The sequence below is a fragment of the Azospira sp. MPR-E4 genome (assembly GCF_058809645.1).
The window spans coordinates 13,302-36,821 of the sequence record NZ_JBXAST010000020.1 but is presented as its reverse complement, the minus strand read 5'-3'; the positions used below and the strand labels follow the sequence as shown (position 1 = coordinate 36,821).

Below are 23,520 nucleotides of genomic sequence, written 5' to 3'. Positions count from 1 at the left end.
TCAGTCTTACATTTGGGTCAGGCGGCCCAGCATCTGGTCGGACGTGGACACTACTTTGGAGTTCAGTTCATAAGCCCGCTGGGTCTGGATCATCGACACCAACTCTTCCGCCACATTGACGTTGGAAGTTTCCACGTACTTGTGGTTGAGAACACCCAGGCCGTTGGTTCCCGGAGTATTGGGGGTCGGCGTGCCGCTAGCGGAGGTTTCCAGATAGAGGTTCTCACCCACGCTCTGCAAGCCCGAAGGATTGATGAAACTCACTAATTGGATCGCACCAATCTGGATGGCGGCAGTATTCCCGGGCTGGGTAATGCTAACCGTGCCGTCCTTACCGATGGTCAGGGAGGTGGCATTCTGGGGAATGGTGATGGAAGGCTGTAGGGGATAGCCGCTAGCCGTCACCATCTGGCCCTGGTTATCCTTGTGGAACGAACCGTCCCGCGTATAGGCTGTGGAACCATCCGGCATGAGAATTTGGAAAAAGCCAGCACCGTTGATGGCTACGTCCAAATCGTTACCAGTCTGCTGCAAATTGCCCTGGGTGTGGATACGTTCGGTAGACACAGGTTTGACCCCGGTACCCAGCTGCAGACCGGCGGGAATCTGGGTCTGCTGGGAAGACTGGGCGCCAGGCTGGCGCAGAGTCTGATACAACAGGTCTTCGAAGACCGCGCGGGATTTTTTGAAGCCGTTGGTGGAGGTATTCGCCAGGTTGTTGGCGATAACGTCCAGCTGCATTTGCTGGGCATCTAGGCCGGTACGGGCAATCCAGAGGGAGCGGATCATGGTTATTTCCTAGTCGAATCCAGGGTCAGCGGGCGTAGGCCAGGAGCTGGCCGGAGGCACGGGCGTTAGCATCAGCGTTTTGCAGCATTTTCATCTGCATATCGAATTGACGAGCGATGGAAATCATATTGACCATGGCATCCACCACATTCACATTGCTGCCTTCCAGGGTTTCCGGGACAACGCGGACATTGGCGTCCAACTCGGCAGGCTGACCGTTCTTCTGACGAAACAGCCCATCGGCGCCACGCTCCAGCTGCTCCTCAGGGGGATTAACCAGCTTCAGGCGGCCGACCACATTGGTGGTATTCGGAGTACCGAAGGTGGGAACCACGGAAATGGTACCGTCCGGAGCAATGGCGATGGTGGAATCCGGCGGAATGCTGATGGGACCACCCTCTCCCATGACATTGTTGCCATCCTTGGTCTGCAGCTGGCCGTTGGCATTGACATTGAAACTGCCGGCTCGCGTGTAACCTTCCCGGCCATCAGCACCCTGCACCGCGATCCACCCCTTGCCCTGAACAGCCACATCCAGAGAACGGCCGGTGAACATCATCGGCCCCTGGTCCATGACATCCTTCACAGAAGCATCCACCGTGAAGGTGCGGGAAGGGAAGCCCTCCCCCTGCAGGGGCACCGCCCGGAAATGATGTTCCTGGGAGCGGTAGCCGATGGTGGAAGCGTTCGCCAGATTGTGCGCCACGCCGGCCTGCCGCATGAAAGCATGCTTGGCACCGGTCATGGAGGTATATATCAGGCGATCCATTGGTGTAGTCCGTACAGTTGAGGTAGGTGATTCAGCTTATTGATCAGCGCAGATTGACGATGGTCTGCATGATCTGGTCCTGGGTCTTGATGGTCTGGGAGTTGGCCTGGTAGTTTCGCTGCTGGGTGATCATTTTCACCAGCTCCGAAGTCAGGTCCACATTGGACTCTTCCACCGCATTGGATTGCACCGCACCGAGGCGGCCGCTACCCGGGGACCCTACAGTAGGCTGGCCAGACTCCGAAGTCTCGATCCACTGATTGCCACCGATGGACTGCAGGCCATTGGGGTTGTCAAAGTTAGCCAGCACCATCTGCCCGATATTGCGAGTCTGACCGTTGCTGTAACGCCCCTGGATAACACCTTCACTGCTGATGCTCATACCATTCAGGTTGCCAGCACTGTAGCCATCTTGCAGCATGCGCTTGACTGAGGTGGCTTGGCCGGTCTGGGTGCTACCGGTGAAGTTGATATTGAAGGCCAGGGTGGCTGCCGCGCCGTTGTTGGGCACAGCAGGGTTGGCAGTCTGCAGGTCAGACACAACCTTATTGATGTTGAAGGATAGGGCAGCCTCGAAAGGGGTGGTGGCATCCCCATTGAAGCTCACCAATTGACCACTGGTGTTGAAGGTCACCGGGACCCCCACGTCCATGTTCAAGGGGGTGTTACCATCCGCCGAACGTGTGGATGTGCCATCCACGGAACCATACATGCGCCAGCTGTTTGTAGCTGCTTCCTTGACGAAGTAATAGGTCAGGGTATGGGCATTACCCAAGGTATCGTAGATAGTCTGGGCCGTGGAGTAGTTGTACATGGCCGGGTCAACGCTGGGAATGGCCTGGGCGGCGGGCGGAGCAGTCCAGGTCTTGGATTTTTCCCGGGAGTCCAGAGCCAGGGACAGGCGTACCCCAGCGTATTCCCCACCAACACTCTGACCGGTAGCCACCGGATTCAGGCTGAGGAGGTCGGGGGTAATCTGTAATTCCGTCGGCGTCTGGGGACGGATGGTGCCGTCGGCACCGGCGGGATAGCCCGTCAGGCGCAGATTTTGGTCATTGACAATGTAACCGTTCTTGTCCAGATGGAACTGGCCGTTGCGGCTGTAGCTCACCGCGCCGTTCTGGCTGAGGCGGAAAAAGCCGTTGCCGTTGATGGCAATGTCCAGGGTATTGTTGGTGGTAGACACGTTCCCCTGGGTGAATTGCTGCATGATGGCGGCCAAATTGGTACCGATACCGATCTGGCTTGCCCCCCCGTTACCCAGGGAAGCAGCATAGACATCGGCGAAATGGCCCTCGGCAGCCTTAAAGCCTACCGTGCTGGAGTTGGCAACGTTGTTGCCGATGACGTCCAAAGCCTTTGCCGAGGAATTGAGGCCGCTCAAGCCTTGCTGGAATGCCATATCTTTCTCCTGCCTTACAGAATTTGCCGTACATCGTCATAGTTGATCAGGGTGCCGGTGCCCACATCAAGCTGGTAACCCGACTTCCCTCGTACTACAGCAGAAACCATGCCAAGTTGCAGGGGGCGACTGGTCACCGCCGTACCGCCCTTAGTAGCCTCTACCGTCACGGTATAGGTTCCGTCCTTCAACACCGTGTCAGTATCATCCTTGCCATCCCAGGCATAGAGATGGCTGCCAGCCTTAGCGGCACCGAGATCCACGGTATTTACCACCTTGCCGTCGGCATCCTTGATGGTCAGGGTTACCTTATCCGCATCGCCGTCCAGCTCAAAACCGCCTACCGCCTGGCTCTTCACTAGGCCAAGATTGCCGCCCGGGATGAGGACGTTTTTGCCGAGCATTGCCGCCGCCTGCATGGACTGGGAAGCGTTGTAGGTGCTCATCATGCTGGATAGGGTGGAATTGAGTTTTTCGATGCCGCTAACGGTATTGATCTGCGCCAGCTGGCTGGTCATTTCGGCGCTCTGCATGGGATTCAGTGGATCCTGGTTACGTAACTGGGTCACCAGCATGGTCATGAATTGGTTCTGAATCTCGTCAGCAGAGCTCTTACTGGAAGATTTGTCGGTGGTCTTGCCTGTGGACACACCATTAAGACCGGAATAGGGATTGTTTTCGACGGTGGTAGCCATGTTCATTTACTCCTGCAGTCGGGTTACTGGCCCATGGCCAGCGTGCGCATCAGCAATGTCCTGGCCGTGTTCATCACGTCAGCATTGCTCTGATAGGAACGGGAGGCAGAAATCATATTGACCATCTCCTCCACCACATCCACGTTAGGCATCGAGACGTAGCCGTCGGCATTTGCTGCCGGATTTTTGGGATCAAACACCATACGAGGCGGCGCAGCGCTCTCTACTACCTCTTTGACCCGCACCCCCTGGGCTGCCTCACTGCCGACTGGAGTGGTTTCGAAGACCACCTGCTTGGCCCGATAGGGACGGCCGTCGGCGCTGGTGATGCTATCGGCGTTGGCCATATTCGAGGCCACGGCATTGAGACGGACGGATTGGGCGGTGAGAGCGCTGCCCGCCACGTGGAACATATTGAAAATACTCATGGCTTAGATTTCCTTATTGGCCGCCCTGGCCCTGGATAGCCGACAGCATGGTCTTAAACTGGCCGCCGATGAACTGAACGCTGGCCTCGTACTGCATGGCGTTTTCCGCGAATTTGGCCCGCTCAATGTCCATGTCCACCGTATTGCCGTCAGCGCTAGGTTGGAAGGAACTGCGGTAAAGCAGGGGCGCAGGGCCAGAATTGCCGGCACCAGCGATGTGCCGGGTGGAGGTGCGAGCCAAGCCCAGGTCACCGGTCTGCTTGCCCGCCAAGGCATTGTCCAGGGCGGCGGAGAAATCGATGTCCCGAGCCTTGTAGTTAGGCGTGTCCGAGTTGGCGATATTCGCGGCTAGCACCTGCTGCCGATAGGCCCGCAAGCCCAGTGCTTGGCGATGAAAATTGATGGTCTGATCAAGCTTGCTCACCATGGCTACACCTTTACATTTGTCTTGCAACAAGCAATGCATACTTCGTGCCAGAAATTCACTCAGTGACCGAGTGGGAAGTCTCAGTGTGAGCAAAAAAGGAGCTGGCCCCAACGGCAAATCTTGCCGCGTCCGGCAGGAACAGATACCGGTTTCCTACCGCCTGGGGCAAAATAGGCCCATGACTACCCTTGCCCGACTCCTGATCCGCCTGCGCTTGCTAGGTCGCAAGTCCGCCTTTCTGTTGCTTGTCTTCCTTTCATCTTGGGTATGGGCCCAGAGCAGCGGAGACGTTGTCATCAATGCTGTAGACCAGTTCCTCCGCACCCAGACCAAAGGCCTACCCGGCCGGGTCCAGTTCAGTATCAGCCCCCTGGATAGTCGGACCCAACTCACCCCCTGCCCCGCTGTCGAAGCTTTTCTCCCGCCCGGGTCTAGACTGTGGGGGAAAGTCACCGTGGGGGTTCGTTGCCTAGGGGACGCCGGCTGGATTATCTATGTCCCCGCCCAAGTCAGTGTTCAGGCCAACTACATCATCAGCGCCCGCCCCCTAAGTCCGGGACAACCCCTTTCGCTCAACGATGTATCCACTCAAAGCGGGGATTTAGCCAGTCTGCCGGCCGGAGTTGTCACTGACGCCCAGCAAGCCATTGGCAAAACCATCCGCAACGCCATCGGAGCAGGACAGCCGCTACGAGCGGAAATGCTTATGGCGCCCCTAGTAATCCAGCAAGGGCAGACAGTAAAAATTCTCTCCCGAGGCCCTGGATTCTCAGCAAGTAGCGAAGGTCGAGCCATGAACAATGCTGCAGACGGCCAGATTGCCCAGGCCCGCACAGCCAACGGCCAGAGCGTTAGCGGTATTGCCAGGCCAGGCGGCATCATCGAAATCGGTTACTGAGCCCGCACCCAACCCCGGAGGTAACTAAGACTTTCATGCTCGCTTCCGCTAGAATGGAGAAGGGTGTAGGTGCTGCAAAGCCACATTCCGGCCTCAAGTTTTGCCGCCTCGTGTCGTAGTAGTGTTTGAGAAATACTTATTGAAAGGGTTCGCCGTGAAAATTGACGCCTCTCTCGCCCCGGCCGGCAGCCCCGGATTAGAGACAGCAAAGCGCGCCAGCCGGCCCCAGTCCCCCGTCACTGAAGGTGGCGGGGAGGTTCAGTTGAGCCTATCGGGACGCCTACACTCCAGCTTGGAAGCAGACGGAGCAGGCCAAGTGGATTCCAACCGGGTAGCCGCCATTAAGCAGGCCATCGCGGAAGGACGGTTCTCCATCAATGCCGGAGCCATCGCTGACCGACTCATAAGTTCGGCACAGGAGTTGCTTGCAAAGCAGGCCAAGACCTGACTTGCCCCGCAGGGGCTTAACGCCTATGCCTGATGTTATTCACTCCCTACCTGATCATTTGGCCGCTGAGGCCGAGCTAATGGAGTCATTCGTCGCCCTACTGCAGAAGGAACAGGAAGCCATAAAGGGCGGTGATACCCAAGTGATGGAATACATCACTGCGGAAAAAATGACCTTGGTCGCCGCCCTCAACCGTCAGAGCGATAATCGCAACCAGTTCCTCTCTACCTGCGGCCTACAGCATGACCGAACTGGGATAGAAGCGTGGCTAGCGGAAAATCCAAAAGCGGCACATATCGCCGACCTGTGGGGCCAGCTGAAAAAGCTCGTGGCGGAGGCCAAGGAACTGAACCTTTTGAACGGCAAACTCATCTCCATGCGCATGCAGCACAATCAACAGTTGCTCAACGCCTTGGTGACCACCTCCAGGTCTCATAACAGCCTCTACGGCCCTGATGGGCAGCCTACTCAGCTCTCCGGCCGGCGCATCATTGACGCCGCCTGAGTTTGCCCTATGCGCCCCCAGAATTCCTTCCACTCTCCTGTAGAGAGCATCCTGCTTTTAATTGGTAACCGCAGCAGTTCCTGGCGCGGTAGGCGTTGGCTTTTCCGGCAGCATGGAATCAATCAGGATGCTGACCCGCCGGTTCCGGGCCCGCCCTTCCACCGTCTCATTCATCTCGACCGGCCGGGTTTCGCCGTAACCGATGGCTGTCAGATGGGTAGGAGCGACTCCGGCATCGACAAACAACCGCAGCACCGTGGTGGCCCGCACCGCTGACAACTCCCAGTTCGACGGAAATTGGGCGGTTCGGATGGGGATGTTGTCGGTATGCCCTTCGATGGTGATGGGGAAATCCGTCGGCGCCAGTACCTCACCGACCGCCCGCATGGCCCGGATGGAGGTCTGTTCCAGCTGGGCCTGACCTGGGGCGAAGAGAATGCTGTCGTTGATTTCGATAGTGACGCCACGGGCCGTTTCCAGCACCCTGACCTTGCCCTGCTGCACCAGGGGCGCCAGGACGGCAAAAATGTCCTTGGCCACATTGCGCATCTTGTCCCGTTGCTGCTGTTTGGCCTCGACGACCTTGGGATCCTCCTTCACCACGATCTGCTTGACCACACTGTCCGGCGTCCGCTTGGGCACGACCGTGATGGCGCCCCCATCGACGATGGAGGGATTCTTGAAGGCAGTGATCAGGGAATCCGATAGCACCCGGTACTTACCCTCGTTCACCGACGAGATGGCGTACATCACCACGAAGAAGGCAAACAGCAGGGTAATGAAGTCGGCGTAGGAAACGAGCCAGCGCTCCAGATTTTCGTGCTCGTCCGCGTGCTTTTTATTGCGGCGTCCCATGGGATCAGCTCACGTAACCCTGGAGGCGGCTCTCGATTATGCGCGGGTTGTCGCCGTTGGCGATGCCGACCAGGCCATCCACCAGCATTTCCCGCAGGGTCACCAGGCGGGCAATATGAGCCTTCAGTTTGGTGGACATGGGAATCAGCACCAGGTTGGCCATGCCGACGCCGTAAATGGTGGCCACGAAGGCGACGGCGATACCGGCCCCCAATTTGGAGGGATCGGACAGGTTCTCCATCACGTGGATCAGACCCATCACCGCGCCGATAATGCCGATGGTGGGAGAGAAGCCGCCGGCGGATTCCCAGAACTTGGCACCGGCCTTCAGCTCCTCTTCATAGGTGCCGATTTCCACCTCCAGCACCTCCCGCAGACGTTCCGGCTCCGCACCGTCCACCAGCAGTTGCAGCCCTTTCTGGATAAACGGATCGCGCAACTGGGCGATGAACCCCTCCAGGGCCAGCAGGCCCTCGCGCCGGGAGACATGACTCCAGTCGGAAATGCTGTTGATCATCCAGGCGTGATTGACCGCCGGCGGCACCCACACCCACTTGAGCATCTTGAAAGCCCGGACCACGGTGGATACGGGACTTTGCAGCAGGACGGCACCGAAGGTCCCCCCCAGCACGATCATGGCAGCGGTGGGCTGCAGCAGGGAGCCGAGGTGCCCCCCTTCGAGAATCTGACCCCCGATGATGGCGCCAAGCCCCAGGAGCAAACCGATAATGCTTATGCTATCCATGGCGTTTTTTCTTCTTTCCTGAAGTCTCACCCAGAACCTTGGCCCGCAAGCGGGCGATGGCCTGACTATGCAGCTGACAGACGCGGGACTCGGTCACCCCCATGACTTCGCCGATTTCCCGCAGATTGAGGTCCTGCTCATAGTAGAGGGCCATCATCAATTTTTCCCGTTCCGGCAGCTCGCCGATGGAAGCCACCAGGGTCTGCCGCAGGCTCTGCTCCTCGAGCAGGCGCAGGGGATCGGCATCGTGATCCGTCAGGTGGCGCTCCAGGAAGCCTTCCTCGCCCTCTTCGGTGAAGTCTTCGAAGTAGAGCAGTTGATGGCCCCGGGCTTCGCCCAGCATTTTCTGGTAATCGGCCAGGGACATGTCCATGGCTTCGGCCAACTCCTTTTCCGTCGGCACGCGACCGTGCTCCTGTTCGAGTTGGGTGATGGCTTGTTCGATGCGGCGCAGGTCCCGGCGCAATCCCCGGGGCAGCCAGTCGTTTTCCCGCAGGCCATCCAGCATGGCCCCCCGGATGCGCTGCGCCGCGTAGGTCTCGAACTGGGCGCCGTGCCCGGTCTCGAACCGGTTCATGGCATCCAGCAGACCGATCATCCCGTTCTGCACCAAATCCTCCACCTGCACACTGGACGGCAGGCGTGCCATCAGGTGGTAAGCGATGCGCTTGACGAGAGGAGCGAAGCGCTGGACGAGCTGTTCCTTGTCGAGCTGACCAGCGGCGTTATACATATGTCGGTTGGGCTATCCGGCGTGGATAGGGCTCGGCGTAATGCGTTGGCTCAAGTGTAGCAGCTGTTGCACGAATTGTTCGAGTCCGCCCCCTTCCCTACCCGACTGAGGCCAGTGCAGCATGTCGGCCGCCAGGCCGCGCAGGCTGCGGGCTGCCGGACTGTCCGGGAACGCCGTAACCACAGGCTGGGCGAGTCGGGACGACTGGCGCAGGGCATCGTCCAGGGGGATGCAGCCGCTGTAGTCCAGGCTGACGTGCAGGCGCTGGCTGGCAACCTGGGCGATGTTGTCGAAAATCGCTTCCGCATCGGCGGCGGCCTTGACCTTGTTCACCAGGATGCGGAAGTCGCGCCGGGCGTAGCCGGTGCTCATTTTCTTGATCAGGGCATAGGCCTCGGTGATGGCGGAGCCGGTGGCAGAGAGCACGATCACCGTTTCCTGGGCTGCCAGGCCAAGGGGCGAGAAACCCAGGGGATGATCCACCGCCGTATCCACCAGGATGACGTCGGCCGGATGCTCCATCTCCGCCAGGCCTTCCACCAGGGCCTGCTTCTGTGCCAGGGAAAAACGGGAAAGCTTCTTCACGGCCCGGGCCGCCGGCAGCAGGCGCACACCGGCTCCAGCGGCGAGCAGCACCTCTTCCAGGGGCTTTTCCCGATTCACCACGTGCACCAGGTCATAACGGGCCGGCACGCCGAACAGGGCGGCCTGGTTATCGGCGCCGGTATTCTCGTCCAGGATCAGGACTTCCTTGCCCTGGCGCGCCAGGGCGGCCGCCAGATTGGCTACGGCAACGCTTTTGCCGACGCCTTCGCAGCCGGCGGCAAAACTCACCACCCGCAGTTGCTCGCGCCCGAACAGGCGGCGCAAGCCGGCCGCCTGGTCACCCCGGAATTCAGCCACGACGGCCTCCATAGGTGCCGGTCAGGCCCGCATTGGCCATCATCAGGGCCGGCTCGACGCCGGCATAGCGATGGGGAGAGGTTTCCGGCAAGTCCTTGAAGGCCCGGTGCAGCAGATAGGCCCGGTTAGGCAGGTGCAGATCTTCCGGCACGCGCTGGCCGTTGGAGACGTAGTGCAGCTTGAGGCCGTGGCGCATGATGGCATCCAGGGGCGTCGCCAGGCTGGCAGCTTCGTCCACCTTGGTCAGGATGCAGCCGGCCAGGTCTTCGCCCTGGTAGGCGGAAATCACATCATCCAAAGTATCGCCGCGGCTGGTGGCCGACAGGCAGAGCAGGCGGCGCACGTCGCCGTTGGCGCCCATCAGCATGGAGATCTGCTCGGCCACCAGGCGGTCCTTCTGGCTCATGCCCATGGTGTCGATCAGCACCATGTGCTTGTGGGACAGTTCTTCCAGGGTATTGCGCAGATCGCCCACGTCCCGCACCAGATGCACGGAAACGCCGAGGATGCGGCCATAGATACGCAACTGCTCGTGAGCGCCGATCCGGTAGCCGTCGGTGGTGACCAGAGCCAGCTTGTCGGCACCGTGGCGCACCACGCAACGGGCGGCCAGCTTGGCGGTGGTGGTGGTCTTGCCGACCCCGGTGGGACCCACCAGGGCGTACACGCCGCCCCGGTCGATGATGTCATTGTCGTTGCCGATGGTCAGCAGGGAACGGTCGGCGGCACCCTTGATCCAGGCCTGGGCCTGGGATGCATCCAGTTCGGCAGGTAGCTCGGCCAGCAGTTCGCGGGAAAACTGGGGGGAGAAGCCGGCATCCAGCATCTGGCGCAGCATGTCCGTCTTCACCGGCTCCATGCGGGCGGTCTCGCCCCAGGCGAAACCGGCCATGTGCTGCTCGACGATTTTGCGCAGGGCGCGGATCTCTTCCATCATGACCGCAGCCGGGATTTCCTCTTCCTCGCGCACCGCGCGGGTAGCGCCGGAGCGGGCGGCCATCTCGGGACGGGGCGCCGGACGCTGAGCCGGGCGGGCGACGGCCGGGATGGGGCCACTGGCGGGGTTTGCAGCGGCACCACGCTGGGAAGGCTGCATTTCTGCGGCTCGGGGAGCAGGGGCAGGCCGGGCCGGCGCCGCAGCTGGTGCAGGGCGGGAGGCGCTGGAGAGGCTGACCTTGTAGTCCTCCACCGCCACCTCGTCCCGGGAGGGGCCGGGCACGATCATGGCCATGTCGCGGGAAGCGACCGCCATTATTTCCACGCCGCCGGGAACGCCCCGGTTGGAGAGGATGATGGCGTCGGGACCCAAGGTCTCTTTGACCTTACGCAGGGCTTCCCGGGCATTTACGGCGATGAATTTTTTGACGTTCATGATCTACCCCCGATGAGCGAGGTGACTTTGATGATTTTGGATTCGGGAACTTCACTGTGGGCGATCACCTTGAGCTGGCTCACGGTGCGCCGCAGGAAGCGGGAAAGAAGGGTACGGATGCTGGCCGGCACCAGCAGCACCGCGGGCAGGCCCAGTTCTTCCTGACGCTGGGCGGCGGCGGCGGTCTCGCGCATCAGGGTATCGGCCAGGCCGGGCTCCAGGCTGCCTTCGCCGGAACCGGCAACAGCCTGGACCAGGATGCGTTCCAGTTGAGGGTCCAGGGACATGACCTGCATGTCGGCGGTGCCGGGATAGAGCTGCTGGATGATGCTGCGCCCCAGGGCGACGCGCACGGTGGAGGTCAGGGCCTCCGGATCGGCATTGCGGGGCGCGTGGTCGGCCAGGGTTTCGATGATGGTGCGCATGTCGCGGATATGCACGCCTTCTTCCAGCAGGTTCTGCAGCACCTTCTGCAGCGTTCCCAGGGGAATGACCTTGGGCACCAGATCCTCGGCCAGCTTGGGCATTTCCTTGGCCAGATGGTCCAGCAGCTGCTGGGTTTCCTGGCGCCCCAGGAGTTCGGCGGCATGGGACAGGATCAGGTGGTTGAGGTGGGTGGCGACCACGGTGGAGGCATCCACCACGGTGTAGCCGTAGGACTGGGCCTGTTCCCGCAGGCTGGCGTCGATCCAGACAGCCGGCAGGCCGAAGGCCGGATCCTTGGTCGGGGTTCCGGACACGGTACCGGCCACCCGGCCGGGATTGATGGCCAGGAACTGGCCGGGGAAGGCTTCGCCACCGCCGACCTCGACCCCCTTCAGCTGGATGCGATAGGCGTTGGGGCGCAGTTCCAGGTTGTCCCGGATGTGCACCGGCGGCACCAGGAAGCCCACTTCCTGGGCAAATTTCTTGCGGATGCCACGGATGCGCCGCAGCAGTTCCCCATCCTGGGACTTGTCCACCACCGGGATCAGACGGTAGCCCACTTCCAGGCCCAGCACGTCCAGCGGCGCCACGTCGTTCCAGCTGGCTTCCATGTTCTCGGGCGCCGGCGGCGCCTGCACCGGCACCGGTGCAGTCTTGACCAGCTCAGCCCGCTTGGAAAGCAGGTAACCCAAGCCACCCAACATGGCGGCAAGGAGGATGAAAACAAAGTTGGGCATACCCGGAATCAGGCCCATGATTCCGAGAATGGCGGCGGTAATCCACATCACCCGGGGATTGGCGAACATCTGGCCAAGGAACTGGCTGCTGATGTCCTGGTCATCCCCCACCCGGGTCACCACCATACCGGCAGCGATGGAAATGATCAGCGCCGGAATCTGGGCCACCAGGCCGTCGCCGATGGTCAGCAGGGTGTAGTTCTTGGCCGCCACCCCCACGTCCATGTTGTGCTGCAGGACGCCGACGATGAGGCCGCCGATGACGTTGATCAGCATGATGATGATGCCGGCCATGGCATCGCCGCGCACGAACTTGGAAGCACCGTCCATGGAACCGTAGAAATCGGCTTCGCTGGCCACCTCAGCCCGGCGACGGCGCGCCTCGTCCTCGGCGATGAGGCCGGCGTTGAGGTCGGCGTCGATGGCCATCTGCTTGCCGGGCATGGCGTCCAGGGTGAAGCGGGCTGCCACTTCGGCTACCCGGCCAGCACCCTTGGTGATGACCATGAAGTTGATGATCACCAGGATCAGGAAAACGACGATACCCACCGCCGTATTGCCGCCCACCAGGAAGTGGCCGAAGGCTTCAATCACCTTGCCGGCGGCGTCCGGCCCCGTATGCCCCTGCAGCAGCACCACCCGGGTCGAGGCCACGTTCAGGGACAGACGTAGCAGGGTGGTCACCAGCAGGATGGTGGGGAAGACGGAGAAGTCCAGAGGCTTGAGCGTGTAGATCGCCACCAGCAGGACGATGATGGAAAGGGCGATGTTGAAGGTGAAGAAGAGGTCCAGGGCAAAGGCCGGCAGGGGCAGGACCATCATCGCCAGGATCATCAGGATCAAGACGGGTGCCGCCAGCTGGCGCGGATTGAGGCGCCCGAACAGGCCTTGCAGGGACATGGCGTTACTAGCCATTGGCAGCCTCCACCATCATGTCCTGGGGAATGGGCAGATCCCGGGGCGGCACCGGATAGCTGCCGCCGACTTCCCGATAACGGTTCAATTGATAGACGTAGGCCAGCACTTCGGCGACCGCGTTGTACAGGGCACCGGGAATCTCATCCTCAAGCTCGGCGAAGCGGTACAGCGTACGAGCCAGGGGCGGAGCCTCCAGCAGGGGCACGCCATGCTCGGCACCGATTTCCCGGATGCGCAAGGCCACGGCATCCACGCCCTTGGCCACCACCTTGGGCGCCCGCATGCCTGCGGTGTAAGCCAAAGCAACAGCAAAGTGGGTCGGGTTGGTGACGATGACATCGGCCTTGGGCACCGCGCTCATCATGCGACGCTGGGCAGCCTCACGCTGCAGGCGGCGGATGCGTCCCTTGACCTCGGGACTACCTTCCATTTCCTTGTGTTCCTGCTTGACCTCTTCCTTGGTCATCTTCAGCTTGTCGTAGTACTGCCACAGCTGGAAGGGCACGTCGGCGGCAACGATGAGGAACATGGCCGCCACAATCAGGAGAAAACTCCAGGAAATCATGTCGCCGGCCATAGCCAGACCGGCATCCAGGGGCAGGGAGAGCAACTGGAAGAGCTGGTCCTGCTCACGCCAGATAACCCATACCGCCACGCCGCCGATGAGACCGGCCTTGGCCACGGCCTTGACCATCTCGACCAGCCCGTTCCACGAGAAAACGCGCTTGATGCCGTTCAGCGGATTGAGGCGGGTCAGGTCAGGGGTAAAAGCTTTGGGGGCGAAATTCCAGGCATTCAGGAGAAAGGGGGATGCCAGCGCTGCCAGCACCAATGCCAGGATCAGGGGCCAAAAAGCAACCACGGCATCCCAGGACAAGGCCGAAAAACGGGTCAGGGCATATTCGGGATCATCCACGGCCCGCCGGTCCCACACCAGCCCCTTGCGGAACACCAGGGAAAGACGCTGCACGAACCAGCCGCCGAGGAACCATACCGTGCCGGCGGAAACGATCAGGACGAGAAAAGAGCCCAGTTCCCGGGAATGGGGAACCTGACCCTGCTCCCGGGCCTGCTCTATGCGCCTGCCTGTTGGCGCTTCTGTTTTCTCGAGATCGCTATCTTCCGCCATGACCGGCATCCATATGGATTACGGCCATTATAGGAAAAAATCAAAAAAATTAAAGAGGTAAGCGATTTATTTTGTGAACAGTCTCAAAATTTTGCCGCTCCTCGGCAACTTTTGCCGCCCTGTAAACGACACCGGGGAGGCCAAGGCTCCCCGGTAGTACGTTGACTGCTAAGGGTTTTCAGGCGAATTCCAGCGCCCGCGCGCCGCCGCCCGGCCCCAGATCCAGATGCTGACCCAGATCCGAGAGCAGCTCCTTCATATCCAGGATCAAAACGATCTGGCCATTGGACAGGGTGGTAACACCGGCCACGCCACGGGGACGGAAGTCGTCGAGGGACTTGATCACGGCATCGTCCCGGCCGGCGAAGCTGTCCACCGACAGGATGAAGCTGCGCTCCGCCGTCTGCATCAGCACCCCATACTCGGGATCCCGATCCTGGGGCCAGCCCAGCAGGCGGGCCAGGGAAATGACCGGCAGGATTTCGCCGCGCACCACCAGGGTCTCCTTGCCGCCCACTTCCTGCAGCTTGTCCTTCTCGATGGGCAGGATTTCCCGGACCATGGACAGGGGCAGTGCAAAAGGCTGATCGCCGAGCAGCACCAGCAGCACCGGCAGAATGGCCAGGGTCAGGGGCAGGGAGATGATGAAAACGGAGCCCTTGCCCGGCTCGGAACGGATCTCGATGGCGCCGTTGAGCTTCTGGATGTTGGTCTTGACCACGTCCATGCCCACACCGCGGCCGGATACGTCGGAAATCTGGGATTTGGTGGAGAAGCCGGGCAGGAAGATCAGGTTCAGGCTCTGGCGTTCGTCCAGGGTATTGGCTTCCTCTTCGGAAATCAGCCCCTTTTCGATGGCCTTGGCCCGGATGCGCTCGGCGCTCATGCCGCGGCCGTCGTCGGCCACGATCAGGACGATGTGGTCACCTTCCTGACGTGCTTCCAGGCGCACCACGGATTTCACCGGCTTGCCGGCCGCCGAACGTTCGTTGGACGGCTCCACGCCGTGGTCCACCGCATTGCGGATCAAGTGGATCAGGGGATCTGCCAGATCCTCGATCATGGTCTTGTCCACTTCGGTTTCTTCACCGGCCAGCACCAGTTCCACATCCTTGCCCAGCTGCCGCGCCAGATCGCGGGCAATCCGGGGATATTTCTGGAACAGGCGGCCGATCGGCTGCATGCGGGTCTTCATGACCGAGTTCTGCAGGTCGGACACCAGCAGATCCAGCTGGCTGACGGCCTGATCCAGGGCATGCAGGGTTTCGGCGTCGGTCTTGCCGGCCAGGATATCGGCCCGCAGGCTGGTCAGCCGGTTCTTGGTCAGGCCGATCTCGCCGGACAGGTTGAGCACCTGGTCGAGACGGGCCGTATCGACACGGATGGTATTTTCCCGTACCGCGGCACGCTCTTCGACGCGGCGCCCCACCGGCGCGCCGCCGGCCCCCGGCTTGTCGTTCACACGACGGCCGGAAGGCGGGAAATGGGGTTGTACCGGAGCTTCCGCCACCACCACTTCGGCAGCAGCAGGAACCACTGCCGCAGGTGCGGCAGGTGCCACACCGGTCACTGCCGCATGCAAGGCCTGCCAGTCGGGCTCGCCGGACTGGGCCGCCGGGGCAGCAGCAGGCACCGCCACCGGCTCGGCAGCGACGGCTGCCGGAGCGTGGGCTTCCCCACCTTCCAGCACATGCCGCAGGGCATCCAGCATATCGTCTGGAGCAGGACGGGGCTGCACGCCGCCGGAAAGCTCGCCGAACATGTCGCGCACCCCCTTGGTGGCGGCCATGATGATATCCATGAGCTCAGGCGAGAGCTGCATTTCCCCATTGCGCAGGCGGTCGAACAGGTTCTCCGTCAGGTGGCACAGAGTCACCAGTTCGGTTGCATTGAGGAAGCCGGCACCACCCTTGATGGTGTGGAAGCCGCGGAAAATGTCGTTCAACAAGCCCCGGTCGTCTGGCGCCTTCTCCAGATCCACCAGTTTATTGTCCACATCGGACAGAAGGTCGTTGGCCTCCTGCAGGAAATCCTGCAGCAGGTCTTCCATTCCGGCGAAGTCGCTCATGGCGCTACTCCCTTAGAAGCCGAGGCTATCCAGCAGGTCGTCGACCTGCTGCTGGTTCACCACCACATCGGTACGGCCTTCACTGCTGATGACAGGACCGTTGAGGAGGCTGTTTACGTTTTCGTTGCGACGTGCGTCGGGAATCACATCCACCAGCACCTGCACCAGTTGGTTTTCCAGGTCCTGGGCCAGCACCACCACCTTCTTGATGACCTGGCCGGTCAGATCCTGGAAGTCCTGGGCCATCATGATTTCCAGCAACTGATCGTTGGTGGCGGCCGCCTTCTGGGGTGCCGTGTCCCGGAGGAAGGCACGGGTTTCCGCCGCCAGCTGCTTGAACTCCTCCACCGACAGCTGGTTGGCGTACAGCTTGTCCCAGCGAGCCCCCAGGGCGCGGGAGGAAGTTTCCAGCTCATCCTGCAGCGGCTTGGCAATATCGGTTGCGTTGAGCACCCGGCACGCCGCCTGTTCGGTCAGGTTGGCAACGTAGGCCAGGCGATCAGTGGCATCGGGAATGGCATGGACCGTCTTTTCCAGGAGCTTGTCGTAGCCCAGCTCATGCAAAGTGTCGTGCAGCTGCCGGGCCATGTGGCCGATCCGTTTGAAGACCCGGTCCCGTTCGTCGCCCGTCGCCTCACCCTCACCGTCCTCGGCGGCAGGAATGACTTCAACAGCAGGCTCGGCGACCGGTGCCACGGTGGCGGCAACGCTGTCAAACAGCGCCTGCAGGTCGTCGCTGTCATTGGTAGCAGCGGGGGCCGCCGCAGCGGCAGGGGCTGCCGGGGCAGGAGCGGCAACCGGCTCGGGACGAGCCGAGGCAATGCTGTCGAAGAGGGCTTCCAGATCGGCGCTGTCGCCGCTGAGATTGGCATCGCTCATGACTCAAGCCCCCATTTTTTCGAAAATCTTTTGCAGCTTTTCAGCCAGCACCGCAGCAGTGAAGGGCTTGACGATATAGCCGCTGGCGCCGGCCTGGGCCGCGGCGATGATGTTTTCCTTCTTGGCTTCCGCCGTGATCATCAGCACCGGCAGATGCTTGAGATTGGGCGTCGCGCGAATGGTCTGCAACAGGGTCAGGCCATCCATGTTCGGCATGTTCCAGTCGGAAACCACGAAGTCGAAGCCCCCCCCTTGCAGCTTCTGCAGTGCGATGGCCCCATCCTCGGCCTCATCGACGTTGGTGAATCCCAGTTCCTTGAGCAGGTTGCGGACGATGCGCCGCATGGTGGAAAAATCATCCACCACCAGGAATTTCATCTTTGGATCAGCAGACATGCTTCACTCCGTTAATTCTTATCGTTCGAGCAGGGGACGCAAGGTATCGGCCAGCACTTCGGCGTCGAACTTGGCCACATAGGAGTCCACCCCTACGGCCTTGCCCATCGCCCGGTTGGCTTCTGAAGACAAAGAGGAATGCATGACCACAGGCACGCCTTCGAAACGTGCATCCCCCTTGATGTTTTTGGTCAGGACATAGCCGTCCATTTCCGGCATTTCCGCATCCACCAGGATCAGGCGGATTTCGTCGCGCAGGCTCTTGCCCATCTGCTGGGCATGGGCGGCAATGGCCTGCAGTCGGGTCCAGGCCTCCATGCCATTGGTGGCATGCTTGTGCTTGACGCCAAGTTTGTCGAGCACTTCGGAAATCTTCTTGCGGGCCACGATGGAGTCATCCACGAAGAAGATGCTCACCTCTTCTTCGACGCGGGCCGGAGCGATGTCGATGATGATGGCCTCGCCGAAGGCATTGGCCAGAATCTGCTCCACGTCGAGGATGGACACCAGATGCCCGCCCTCCAGCTCGATGACGGCGGTGATCAGTCCCTGGTTGGCGGCCAGCACGGTTTCCGGCGCCTTCACCCGCTCCCAGTCCACACGGATGATGCGATCCACCTCATGCACCAGGAAACCCAGGGTGCGCTTGGAATACTCGGCCACCATCATGGTCTTGCCCAGACCGGCGGGGGGATTGTCCAGCTCCAGGAAGGAGGCCAGGGACAGCACCGGGATCACGTTGCCGCGTAGGGAAATCAGGCCTTCCACCCCCCGGGGCATGTTCGGGGTCTTGGTGATATGGGGCGTACGACCGACTTCCCGCACCTTGAACACGTTGATGCCGAAAGTCTCCCGTGTTCCCAGGGAGAACAGCAGGATTTCCATCTTGTTGGAACCCGCCAGACGGGTGCGCGCATCCACGCTTTCCAGGAGGTTCTTCTTTTCCGACATATCCATGATGGTCAGCTCCGGGCAGTATCAGGCTTCAACGGTGGCGGGAAGGGTAGCCCCCAGGCGCCGCGCCAGGGTCTCGGAAAGCTTCTGGGGCTCGAACTTGGGCACATATTCATCCACCCCGACCGATTGGCCCAGCTTCTGGTTGGACATGCCGGACAGGGAGGAATGCATGATCACGGGCACACCGGCAAAGCGCGGATCACTCTTCACCTTCTTGGTCAGGATGTAGCCATCCATTTCCGGCATTTCGATGTCGGTCAGCACCAGGCTCACCATTTCATTGACCGGACGCCCCAGGGAAACGGCATAGGCAGCCATTTTCTCCAGTTCTTCCCAGGCCTGGCGGCCGTTGATGGCCGCCACGTACTTGACGTTCATGGCCTGCAGGGTACGTTCGATCTGCTTGCGCGCCACCACCGAGTCGTCGGCAAAAAACACCGTACATTCGGGCTTGTCGATGGGGACGATGCTGCGGTACATGAACTCGTCGTCGTACTTGGTGGTTTCGGACAGGACCTTTTCCACGTCCATCATCATCACCAGACGGCCATCGGCCAGTTCCGTCACGGCGGTCACCAAGCCGCCCATCTGGGCCACCAGCATCTCCGGCGGCACCCGCATCATGCCCCAGTCAAGGCGCAGGATGGTATCCACCGCCTCCACCAGGAATCCCTGAGTGTGGCCGTTGTACTCGGTGACGATCATGATGTCCCGCGGCGTGTCGGTCTGGACCCCGGCGTACTTGGCCAGATCCACCACCGGCACCAAGGCGCCGCGCAGGCTGACCATACCTTCGACTGCGGCCGGCATGTCCGGCGCCGCCGTGATGGGCGGCGTGCGCATCACCTCGCGGACCTTGAAAACGTTGATACCGAAGGTTTCCCGCCGGCCATTGCGCGAATCGGTGCCCAAGGTAAACAGCAGGATTTCCAGCTTATTGGTGCCGGCAAGTTTAGTGCGGGCGTCGATACTTTTGAGCAGTTCAGACATGACCACTACCCCTCGAATGCGGGAACGATTGTTCTTAGAGATTCTAATTGCAATGGGCCAACAATCTACCTAGGTCGTTTCCCAGGGAAACCCATCACTTTTAACGACAATATACCTATAACCTTAAGAATACATGCAAAACCATGGGAGCGGAAAGGTAGAAAGCCACAGGAAGCCCATCAGGACTCCGTCCGGTAGCCAATCCGGACACCTCCCCAATGCTTGCCCTTGATGTAAACGGGGGCGGAAATGTCGTGCATGATTTCCCCCGTGTCGCGCCGGTAGGTCTGCAGCAGGAAAGGCTGTTCATGGGAACCACATCGCCGCCCGACCGGGTCGTCAAACACCCGCTTGGTGCGGTTGTTGATGAAATCCACCTTTTCGTCACCGGTCAGGGGCTTGGAAAAGCGTTTGTTATGGGTCGGCACGTAACCCTTGCGATTGGTGGAAATGGCATAAACCACATGGGGATGCCGTTCCAGCAGCGGCTCCTGCAACTTTGGCAGCAACTGGTCGCACAGGGCGTCGAAGCGGGTGGAAAACTTCTGGGGCCGGGTTCCGGCGATGGGGGAGTAGTTTTCGTCGAACAGGTCCGCCAGGGAAATCTTGCCGGAATCGATGGCCTGCTCCAGCAGCTGGCCGACGCTGCCGGCCAGTTCCTGCACCATGGACGGCATGCTGGCGTGGACCGCCACAGACTCCTCGCCGGCGCTGCCCAGGCGGAAGACGTTGCCGATTTCCTTCAGATTCGTCGCCAGGTATTCCAGCTGACGGGCTTCCTGCAAGGTGAGCTCGGCGGCGGCACTGTTCGACTGGGCCATTTCCATGATCTGGGCCACATGGGAGGCGATGTCCTGACCGGCCTGGCTCTGTTGTTCGATGGCCCCGGCGATGGCATCCACCTTTTCCATGGTCTCCTGGGCGCCGCCATTGATGCGGGTGAGGGAGTCTGCCGCCTGGCGGGCAAGATCGGCGCCGCTCTGGGCCTGGCCGGTACCGGCCTCGATGCTGGTGATGGCGGTGGCGGTTTCCTCCTGGATGGAACCGATGACGCTGCTGATCTCGCCCGTCGCCAGGGAAGTCCGCTCGGCCAGCTTGCGCACTTCGTCGGCCACCACGGCAAAACCGCGCCCCGCCTCGCCGGCCCGGGCCGCCTCAATGGCCGCATTGAGGGCCAGGAGGTTGGTCTGGTCGGCGATTTCCCGGATGGTCTGGACGATCCCGGAAATCGCCTTGGAGCGGTCGCCCAGGGCTCGCACCACCTCGGCGGAGTGGGTCACCGACTCGGCGATCTTCTCCATTTCCCGGGAGGCATCATTGACGATGCCCACCCCCTCGCCGGACAACTCGCTGGCAAACTGGGCAATGGATGAGGTCTCGTGGGCCCGCTGGCTGACCTCGTGCATGTTGCTCGACAGCACATCCACGGCTGCTGCGGTGGCCTGGGCGGCGTCATGCTGCTGGGTGGAGCCGGCAGCGACCTGGTTGGCCTCCTCCAGGACCTGGCGGGAGGCCTTGGCCACCTCGACCGCATTGAAAATCACCTTGCCGATGATGGTATGGATGCTGGCCACTAGGCGATTGAAGGAGGCGGAAGTCTCGGCCACATCGCCCTTACCGGCCACCGGCACCCGTTTGGTCAGGTCGCCGTCGGCATACATGGTTTCGATCCCCTGACGCAGCACCCGCATGGGGCGCAGGAACAGGGCATCCATCACCGCCCCCAGCGCCAGGGACGTTCCCAGGGCCAGCAGCAGCATGGTCCCCGCCGCCGCCCAACCACCGCCGAGAGCCCCCCAACTCCACGCCCCCGATCCGAGAGCTGCCAGCATCACCACCAGGGCGATCGCCCGCCATGTCCAAACGGCACTCATCTTGTCTCCATCCCCTGGTTTTCCCAGTGTCTATAAGTATCTTCGGCTTACTGTCGGTCCCCGGCGTAGCCAAAGTCGGTCATATCATAATACGCGATGACCTCGTTACCCGGTGCGCAATAGTGCAGGGCGCTGCACAGGGAATGGACCAGGCGGATGCCCCGGCCATGGGGAACCTTGCCGCTACATTCGCTTTCCAGACTGGCCATGAAGGCGGCGTGATCGAAACCGGGGCCGGAGTCCCGCACCCGCATCACCAGCTCCGTGCGGCCACCGCGATGCTGCTGGGTCACTTCGAGGTCCACCGTGCCGTCGCGCAAGGCAGCCAGACGCCGCCCCCGCTCCTCCAGGTAGCGCTCAAACCCCTGGCTCTGGGCCTTGAGGCCCGAATCCAGGCCGAGCACCCCATGGTCCAGGGCGTTGTTATACAGCTCGGAGAGGATGAGGAAGATGTGGCTGCCATGGTCCTTGTCCCGATTGAACTGGCTCAACACCCCCATCAGGGTCGGCACCGGGTCCAGGTTGCGAATGTCGTCGGCGGAGAGTGACATGGTGACCTGCCAGGAACCGGAGTGGCGCAGCACCCGGGGAGTTCCGCCACCGATGCGGGGGCTGCGGGCCGTCTGGTGGTAGCAATGCACCAGCATCAGGGAAAGGTCGTCCTGGGCGCCGCGACCGGCCAGATGGGCATCCAGGGCCCCCACCACGCCGGCCAGGCGCTCTTCCCGTTCCTGGCTGAGCAGGGCATTGAGCAGGCGCTCCCGGCCGAAGGGCGTACCGCTGCCGTTTTCCGCCTCCACCACACCGTCCGAGTAGATCACCAGCTGCTTCGGCTCCTCGATGAAATGCACCTCGGTGGAGGCATCGAAGTCCTCGTCGGCGAGGATGCCCAGGGGCAGATGGGCCTTGGCAAAAGTGATGCTGGACAGCAACCCCTGGCTGTTCACCAGGAACGGCGGAGGATTGCCCCCATTCCACACCTGGATGGAACCGCTGGCCGAATCCACGGCGGCCAGGGTGGCGGCGACGAAACGCCCCACGGGCAGCAGTTCGGCCACCTTGCGGTTCATCTCCCGGGCGATGGCATCGATGCCGAAACCCTTTTCGGTCATGCGGTAGAAGGGCTGGGTCACCGGCATCACCGCCAGGGAGGCGGCCAGACCGTGGCCGGTGGCATCGGCCAGAAGAACATGCAGGATGCCGCCCGGGGTACGGGCGGCGGCGATGAGGTCGCCGCTGTAGGTTTCCGCCGGCCGCATCCAGTGGCTGACGGCCAGATCCCCCAGCAATTCGGCATTGACCAGGCGATGCATCAGGTGCAGGGCGACGCTCTTCTCCTCCTCCACCTGGTCCCGATAGCGCTGCAGCAGCCGCTCCCGGGCCTGGGCCTCACGCTGCAGGTGCAGGCGCTGCTGGAAGACGCCCAGCTTGGCCTGCAGCACCGGGCGGCTGATGGGCTTGTGGATGAAGTCGTCGGCACCGGCCTGGTAGGCCTCCACCAGGGAGCTTTCGCTCTGGGTGCCGCTCATGAAGAGTACCGGCAGCCAGTGGGGGTGCTCCCGGGACTTGAGCTGACGGGTCAGTTCGCAACCGCACATGCCCGGCAGGGAAATATCCGTCACCACCAGATCGGGACGGAAGCTGGCGTACAGGGCCAGGGCCTCCTCGCCGCTGCGGGCGACGCTGACCCGGTGGCCGAAACGTTCCAGCTCGATCTGGGTCAGTTCGGCATCGAGGGGATCATCCTCCACCAGGAGGATGGCGAGCGCAGGAACAGCAATGGGGCCGGCTACCGCTTTCATGGCCCCGAACGGCATCAGGAGATTTTGAACAACTTGCCGAAGTTGGCGATATCCAGCACCTGCCGCACATTGCCCTGACAGTTGGCCAGGGAGACGGCCTTGTTTTCCAGGGCCACCTTGTCGCGCAGCAGGAGCAGCATGCCCAGGGCCGAACTATCCAGATAATCGACGCCGCCCAGATCGACCACGAATTCCTTCAGGTCGCCACGGCCGAGAAGGTTCTCGTAGGCAGCGCGGAATTCCCGGTGGGAATTGAAATCGAAGCGGCCGGAGAGCTTTACCACGGCCCGGCCATTGTCCTGCTCAACACTGGTATGCATACCACTCCCTTATCAATTATTCGTGTCTTGGCACTGCGGCCTATTATCTATGGAG

The 23,520-nt window shown here is 61.5% G+C and carries 24 protein-coding genes; 3 read left to right on the top strand and 21 right to left on the bottom strand.

The genetic code is table 11. The features are described 5' to 3' along the window. Positions 1 to 6 precede the first annotated feature (6 nt). From flgG to flgB, 6 genes are read right to left on the bottom strand one after another with little or no spacing between them, the layout of a single operon-like run. Positions 7 to 789, bottom strand: a complete 783-nt coding sequence (gene flgG, locus AC1RTA_RS08270; protein ID WP_152090740.1) for a flagellar basal-body rod protein FlgG — start codon at positions 787 to 789, stop codon at positions 7 to 9. Positions 790 to 814: 25 nt separating this feature from the next. Further along, entirely contained in the window at positions 815 to 1,558 is a 744-nt protein-coding gene (gene flgF / locus AC1RTA_RS08265; protein WP_492784464.1) for a flagellar basal-body rod protein FlgF, read from the bottom strand. Positions 1,559 to 1,601: 43 nt separating this feature from the next. Next, a complete protein-coding gene (flgE, locus tag AC1RTA_RS08260; protein ID WP_492784463.1) occupies positions 1,602 to 2,960 on the bottom strand; it encodes a flagellar hook protein FlgE in 1,359 nt (452 codons plus the stop codon). Between the two features lie 14 nt (positions 2,961 to 2,974). After that, positions 2,975 to 3,655, bottom strand: a complete 681-nt coding sequence (locus AC1RTA_RS08255) for a flagellar hook assembly protein FlgD (protein ID WP_152090737.1) — start codon at positions 3,653 to 3,655, stop codon at positions 2,975 to 2,977. Positions 3,656 to 3,678: 23 nt separating this feature from the next. Then, complete coding sequence (gene flgC, locus AC1RTA_RS08250) at positions 3,679 to 4,083, bottom strand: flagellar basal body rod protein FlgC (protein WP_152090736.1); 405 nt, start codon at positions 4,081 to 4,083, stop codon at positions 3,679 to 3,681. Positions 4,084 to 4,096: 13 nt separating this feature from the next. Then, positions 4,097 to 4,510: a flagellar basal body rod protein FlgB gene (gene flgB / locus AC1RTA_RS08245; protein ID WP_492784462.1), complete on the bottom strand. Its 414-nt coding sequence runs from the start codon at positions 4,508 to 4,510 to the stop codon at positions 4,097 to 4,099. Here flgB and flgA point away from each other — a divergent pair. The 3 genes from flgA (at position 4,509) to AC1RTA_RS08230 (ending at position 6,361) form a co-directional block, all read left to right on the top strand. Next, positions 4,509 to 5,408 carry a flagellar basal body P-ring formation chaperone FlgA gene (gene flgA, locus AC1RTA_RS08240; protein ID WP_492784471.1) on the top strand — a complete coding sequence of 300 codons (900 nt, stop codon included), beginning with the start codon at positions 4,509 to 4,511 and terminating at the stop codon, positions 5,406 to 5,408. The two genes, flgB and flgA, sit on opposite strands and share 2 nt — an antisense overlap. A gap of 121 nt (positions 5,409 to 5,529) precedes the next feature. Then, positions 5,530 to 5,856 (top strand): flagellar biosynthesis anti-sigma factor FlgM, encoded by a 327-nt coding sequence (gene flgM, locus AC1RTA_RS08235; RefSeq protein ID WP_492784461.1) that lies wholly within the window; start codon positions 5,530 to 5,532, stop codon positions 5,854 to 5,856. Positions 5,857 to 5,881: 25 nt separating this feature from the next. After that, positions 5,882 to 6,361, top strand: coding sequence for a flagella synthesis protein FlgN (locus AC1RTA_RS08230; protein WP_492784460.1), 480 nt, complete (start codon positions 5,882 to 5,884; stop codon positions 6,359 to 6,361). Positions 6,362 to 6,418: 57 nt separating this feature from the next. Here the strand turns inward: AC1RTA_RS08230 and motD are convergent, their stop codons facing one another. The 15 genes from motD to AC1RTA_RS08155 form a co-directional block, all read right to left on the bottom strand. Continuing rightward, positions 6,419 to 7,216, bottom strand: coding sequence for a flagellar motor protein MotD (motD, locus tag AC1RTA_RS08225; protein ID WP_492784459.1), 798 nt, complete (start codon positions 7,214 to 7,216; stop codon positions 6,419 to 6,421). A 4-nt stretch (positions 7,217 to 7,220) separates the two neighbouring features. After that, positions 7,221 to 7,961 (bottom strand): flagellar motor protein, encoded by a 741-nt coding sequence (locus AC1RTA_RS08220; RefSeq protein ID WP_014236811.1) that lies wholly within the window; start codon positions 7,959 to 7,961, stop codon positions 7,221 to 7,223. After that, positions 7,954 to 8,694, bottom strand: a complete 741-nt coding sequence (locus tag AC1RTA_RS08215; protein WP_014236810.1) for an RNA polymerase sigma factor FliA — start codon at positions 8,692 to 8,694, stop codon at positions 7,954 to 7,956. The genes AC1RTA_RS08220 and AC1RTA_RS08215 overlap by 8 nt, the downstream gene beginning before the upstream one ends. A 12-nt stretch (positions 8,695 to 8,706) precedes the next feature. Further along, the gene (locus AC1RTA_RS08210) at positions 8,707 to 9,597 is read right to left on the bottom strand and encodes a MinD/ParA family ATP-binding protein (protein ID WP_130459970.1); all 891 of its coding nucleotides are present in this window, start codon (positions 9,595 to 9,597) and stop codon (positions 8,707 to 8,709) included. After that, complete coding sequence (flhF, locus tag AC1RTA_RS08205) at positions 9,590 to 10,969, bottom strand: flagellar biosynthesis GTPase FlhF (RefSeq protein WP_152090730.1); 1,380 nt, start codon at positions 10,967 to 10,969, stop codon at positions 9,590 to 9,592. The genes AC1RTA_RS08210 and flhF overlap by 8 nt, the downstream gene beginning before the upstream one ends. After that, positions 10,966 to 13,047 (bottom strand): flagellar biosynthesis protein FlhA, encoded by a 2,082-nt coding sequence (gene flhA, locus AC1RTA_RS08200; RefSeq protein WP_014236807.1) that lies wholly within the window; start codon positions 13,045 to 13,047, stop codon positions 10,966 to 10,968. The genes flhF and flhA overlap by 4 nt, the downstream gene beginning before the upstream one ends. Continuing rightward, positions 13,040 to 14,179 (bottom strand): flagellar biosynthesis protein FlhB, encoded by a 1,140-nt coding sequence (gene flhB, locus AC1RTA_RS08195; protein WP_014236806.1) that lies wholly within the window; start codon positions 14,177 to 14,179, stop codon positions 13,040 to 13,042. The genes flhA and flhB overlap by 8 nt, the downstream gene beginning before the upstream one ends. Positions 14,180 to 14,357: 178 nt before the next feature. Next, positions 14,358 to 16,247, bottom strand: coding sequence for a chemotaxis protein CheA (locus AC1RTA_RS08190; RefSeq protein ID WP_416242985.1), 1,890 nt, complete (start codon positions 16,245 to 16,247; stop codon positions 14,358 to 14,360). Positions 16,248 to 16,259: 12 nt separating this feature from the next. Further along, on the bottom strand, positions 16,260 to 17,126 hold the full coding sequence (cheZ, locus tag AC1RTA_RS08185) for a protein phosphatase CheZ (protein WP_492784458.1): 867 nt from the start codon (positions 17,124 to 17,126) through the stop codon (positions 16,260 to 16,262). A 3-nt stretch (positions 17,127 to 17,129) separates the two neighbouring features. Next, positions 17,130 to 17,522: a chemotaxis response regulator CheY gene (gene cheY / locus AC1RTA_RS08180; RefSeq protein ID WP_014236803.1), complete on the bottom strand. Its 393-nt coding sequence runs from the start codon at positions 17,520 to 17,522 to the stop codon at positions 17,130 to 17,132. 18 nt (positions 17,523 to 17,540) lie between these two features. Next, a complete protein-coding gene (locus AC1RTA_RS08175; RefSeq protein WP_014236802.1) occupies positions 17,541 to 18,479 on the bottom strand; it encodes a chemotaxis protein in 939 nt (312 codons plus the stop codon). 21 nt (positions 18,480 to 18,500) lie between these two features. After that, entirely contained in the window at positions 18,501 to 19,469 is a 969-nt protein-coding gene (locus tag AC1RTA_RS08170; protein ID WP_014236801.1) for a chemotaxis protein, read from the bottom strand. Positions 19,470 to 19,648: 179 nt separating this feature from the next. Next, positions 19,649 to 21,229 carry a methyl-accepting chemotaxis protein gene (locus AC1RTA_RS08165; protein WP_492784457.1) on the bottom strand — a complete coding sequence of 527 codons (1,581 nt, stop codon included), beginning with the start codon at positions 21,227 to 21,229 and terminating at the stop codon, positions 19,649 to 19,651. A 161-nt stretch (positions 21,230 to 21,390) separates the two neighbouring features. After that, positions 21,391 to 23,145: an ATP-binding SpoIIE family protein phosphatase gene (locus AC1RTA_RS08160; protein ID WP_492784456.1), complete on the bottom strand. Its 1,755-nt coding sequence runs from the start codon at positions 23,143 to 23,145 to the stop codon at positions 21,391 to 21,393. A 14-nt stretch (positions 23,146 to 23,159) separates the two neighbouring features. After that, positions 23,160 to 23,465, bottom strand: coding sequence for an STAS domain-containing protein (locus AC1RTA_RS08155; protein WP_014236798.1), 306 nt, complete (start codon positions 23,463 to 23,465; stop codon positions 23,160 to 23,162). Positions 23,466 to 23,520 lie beyond the last annotated feature (55 nt).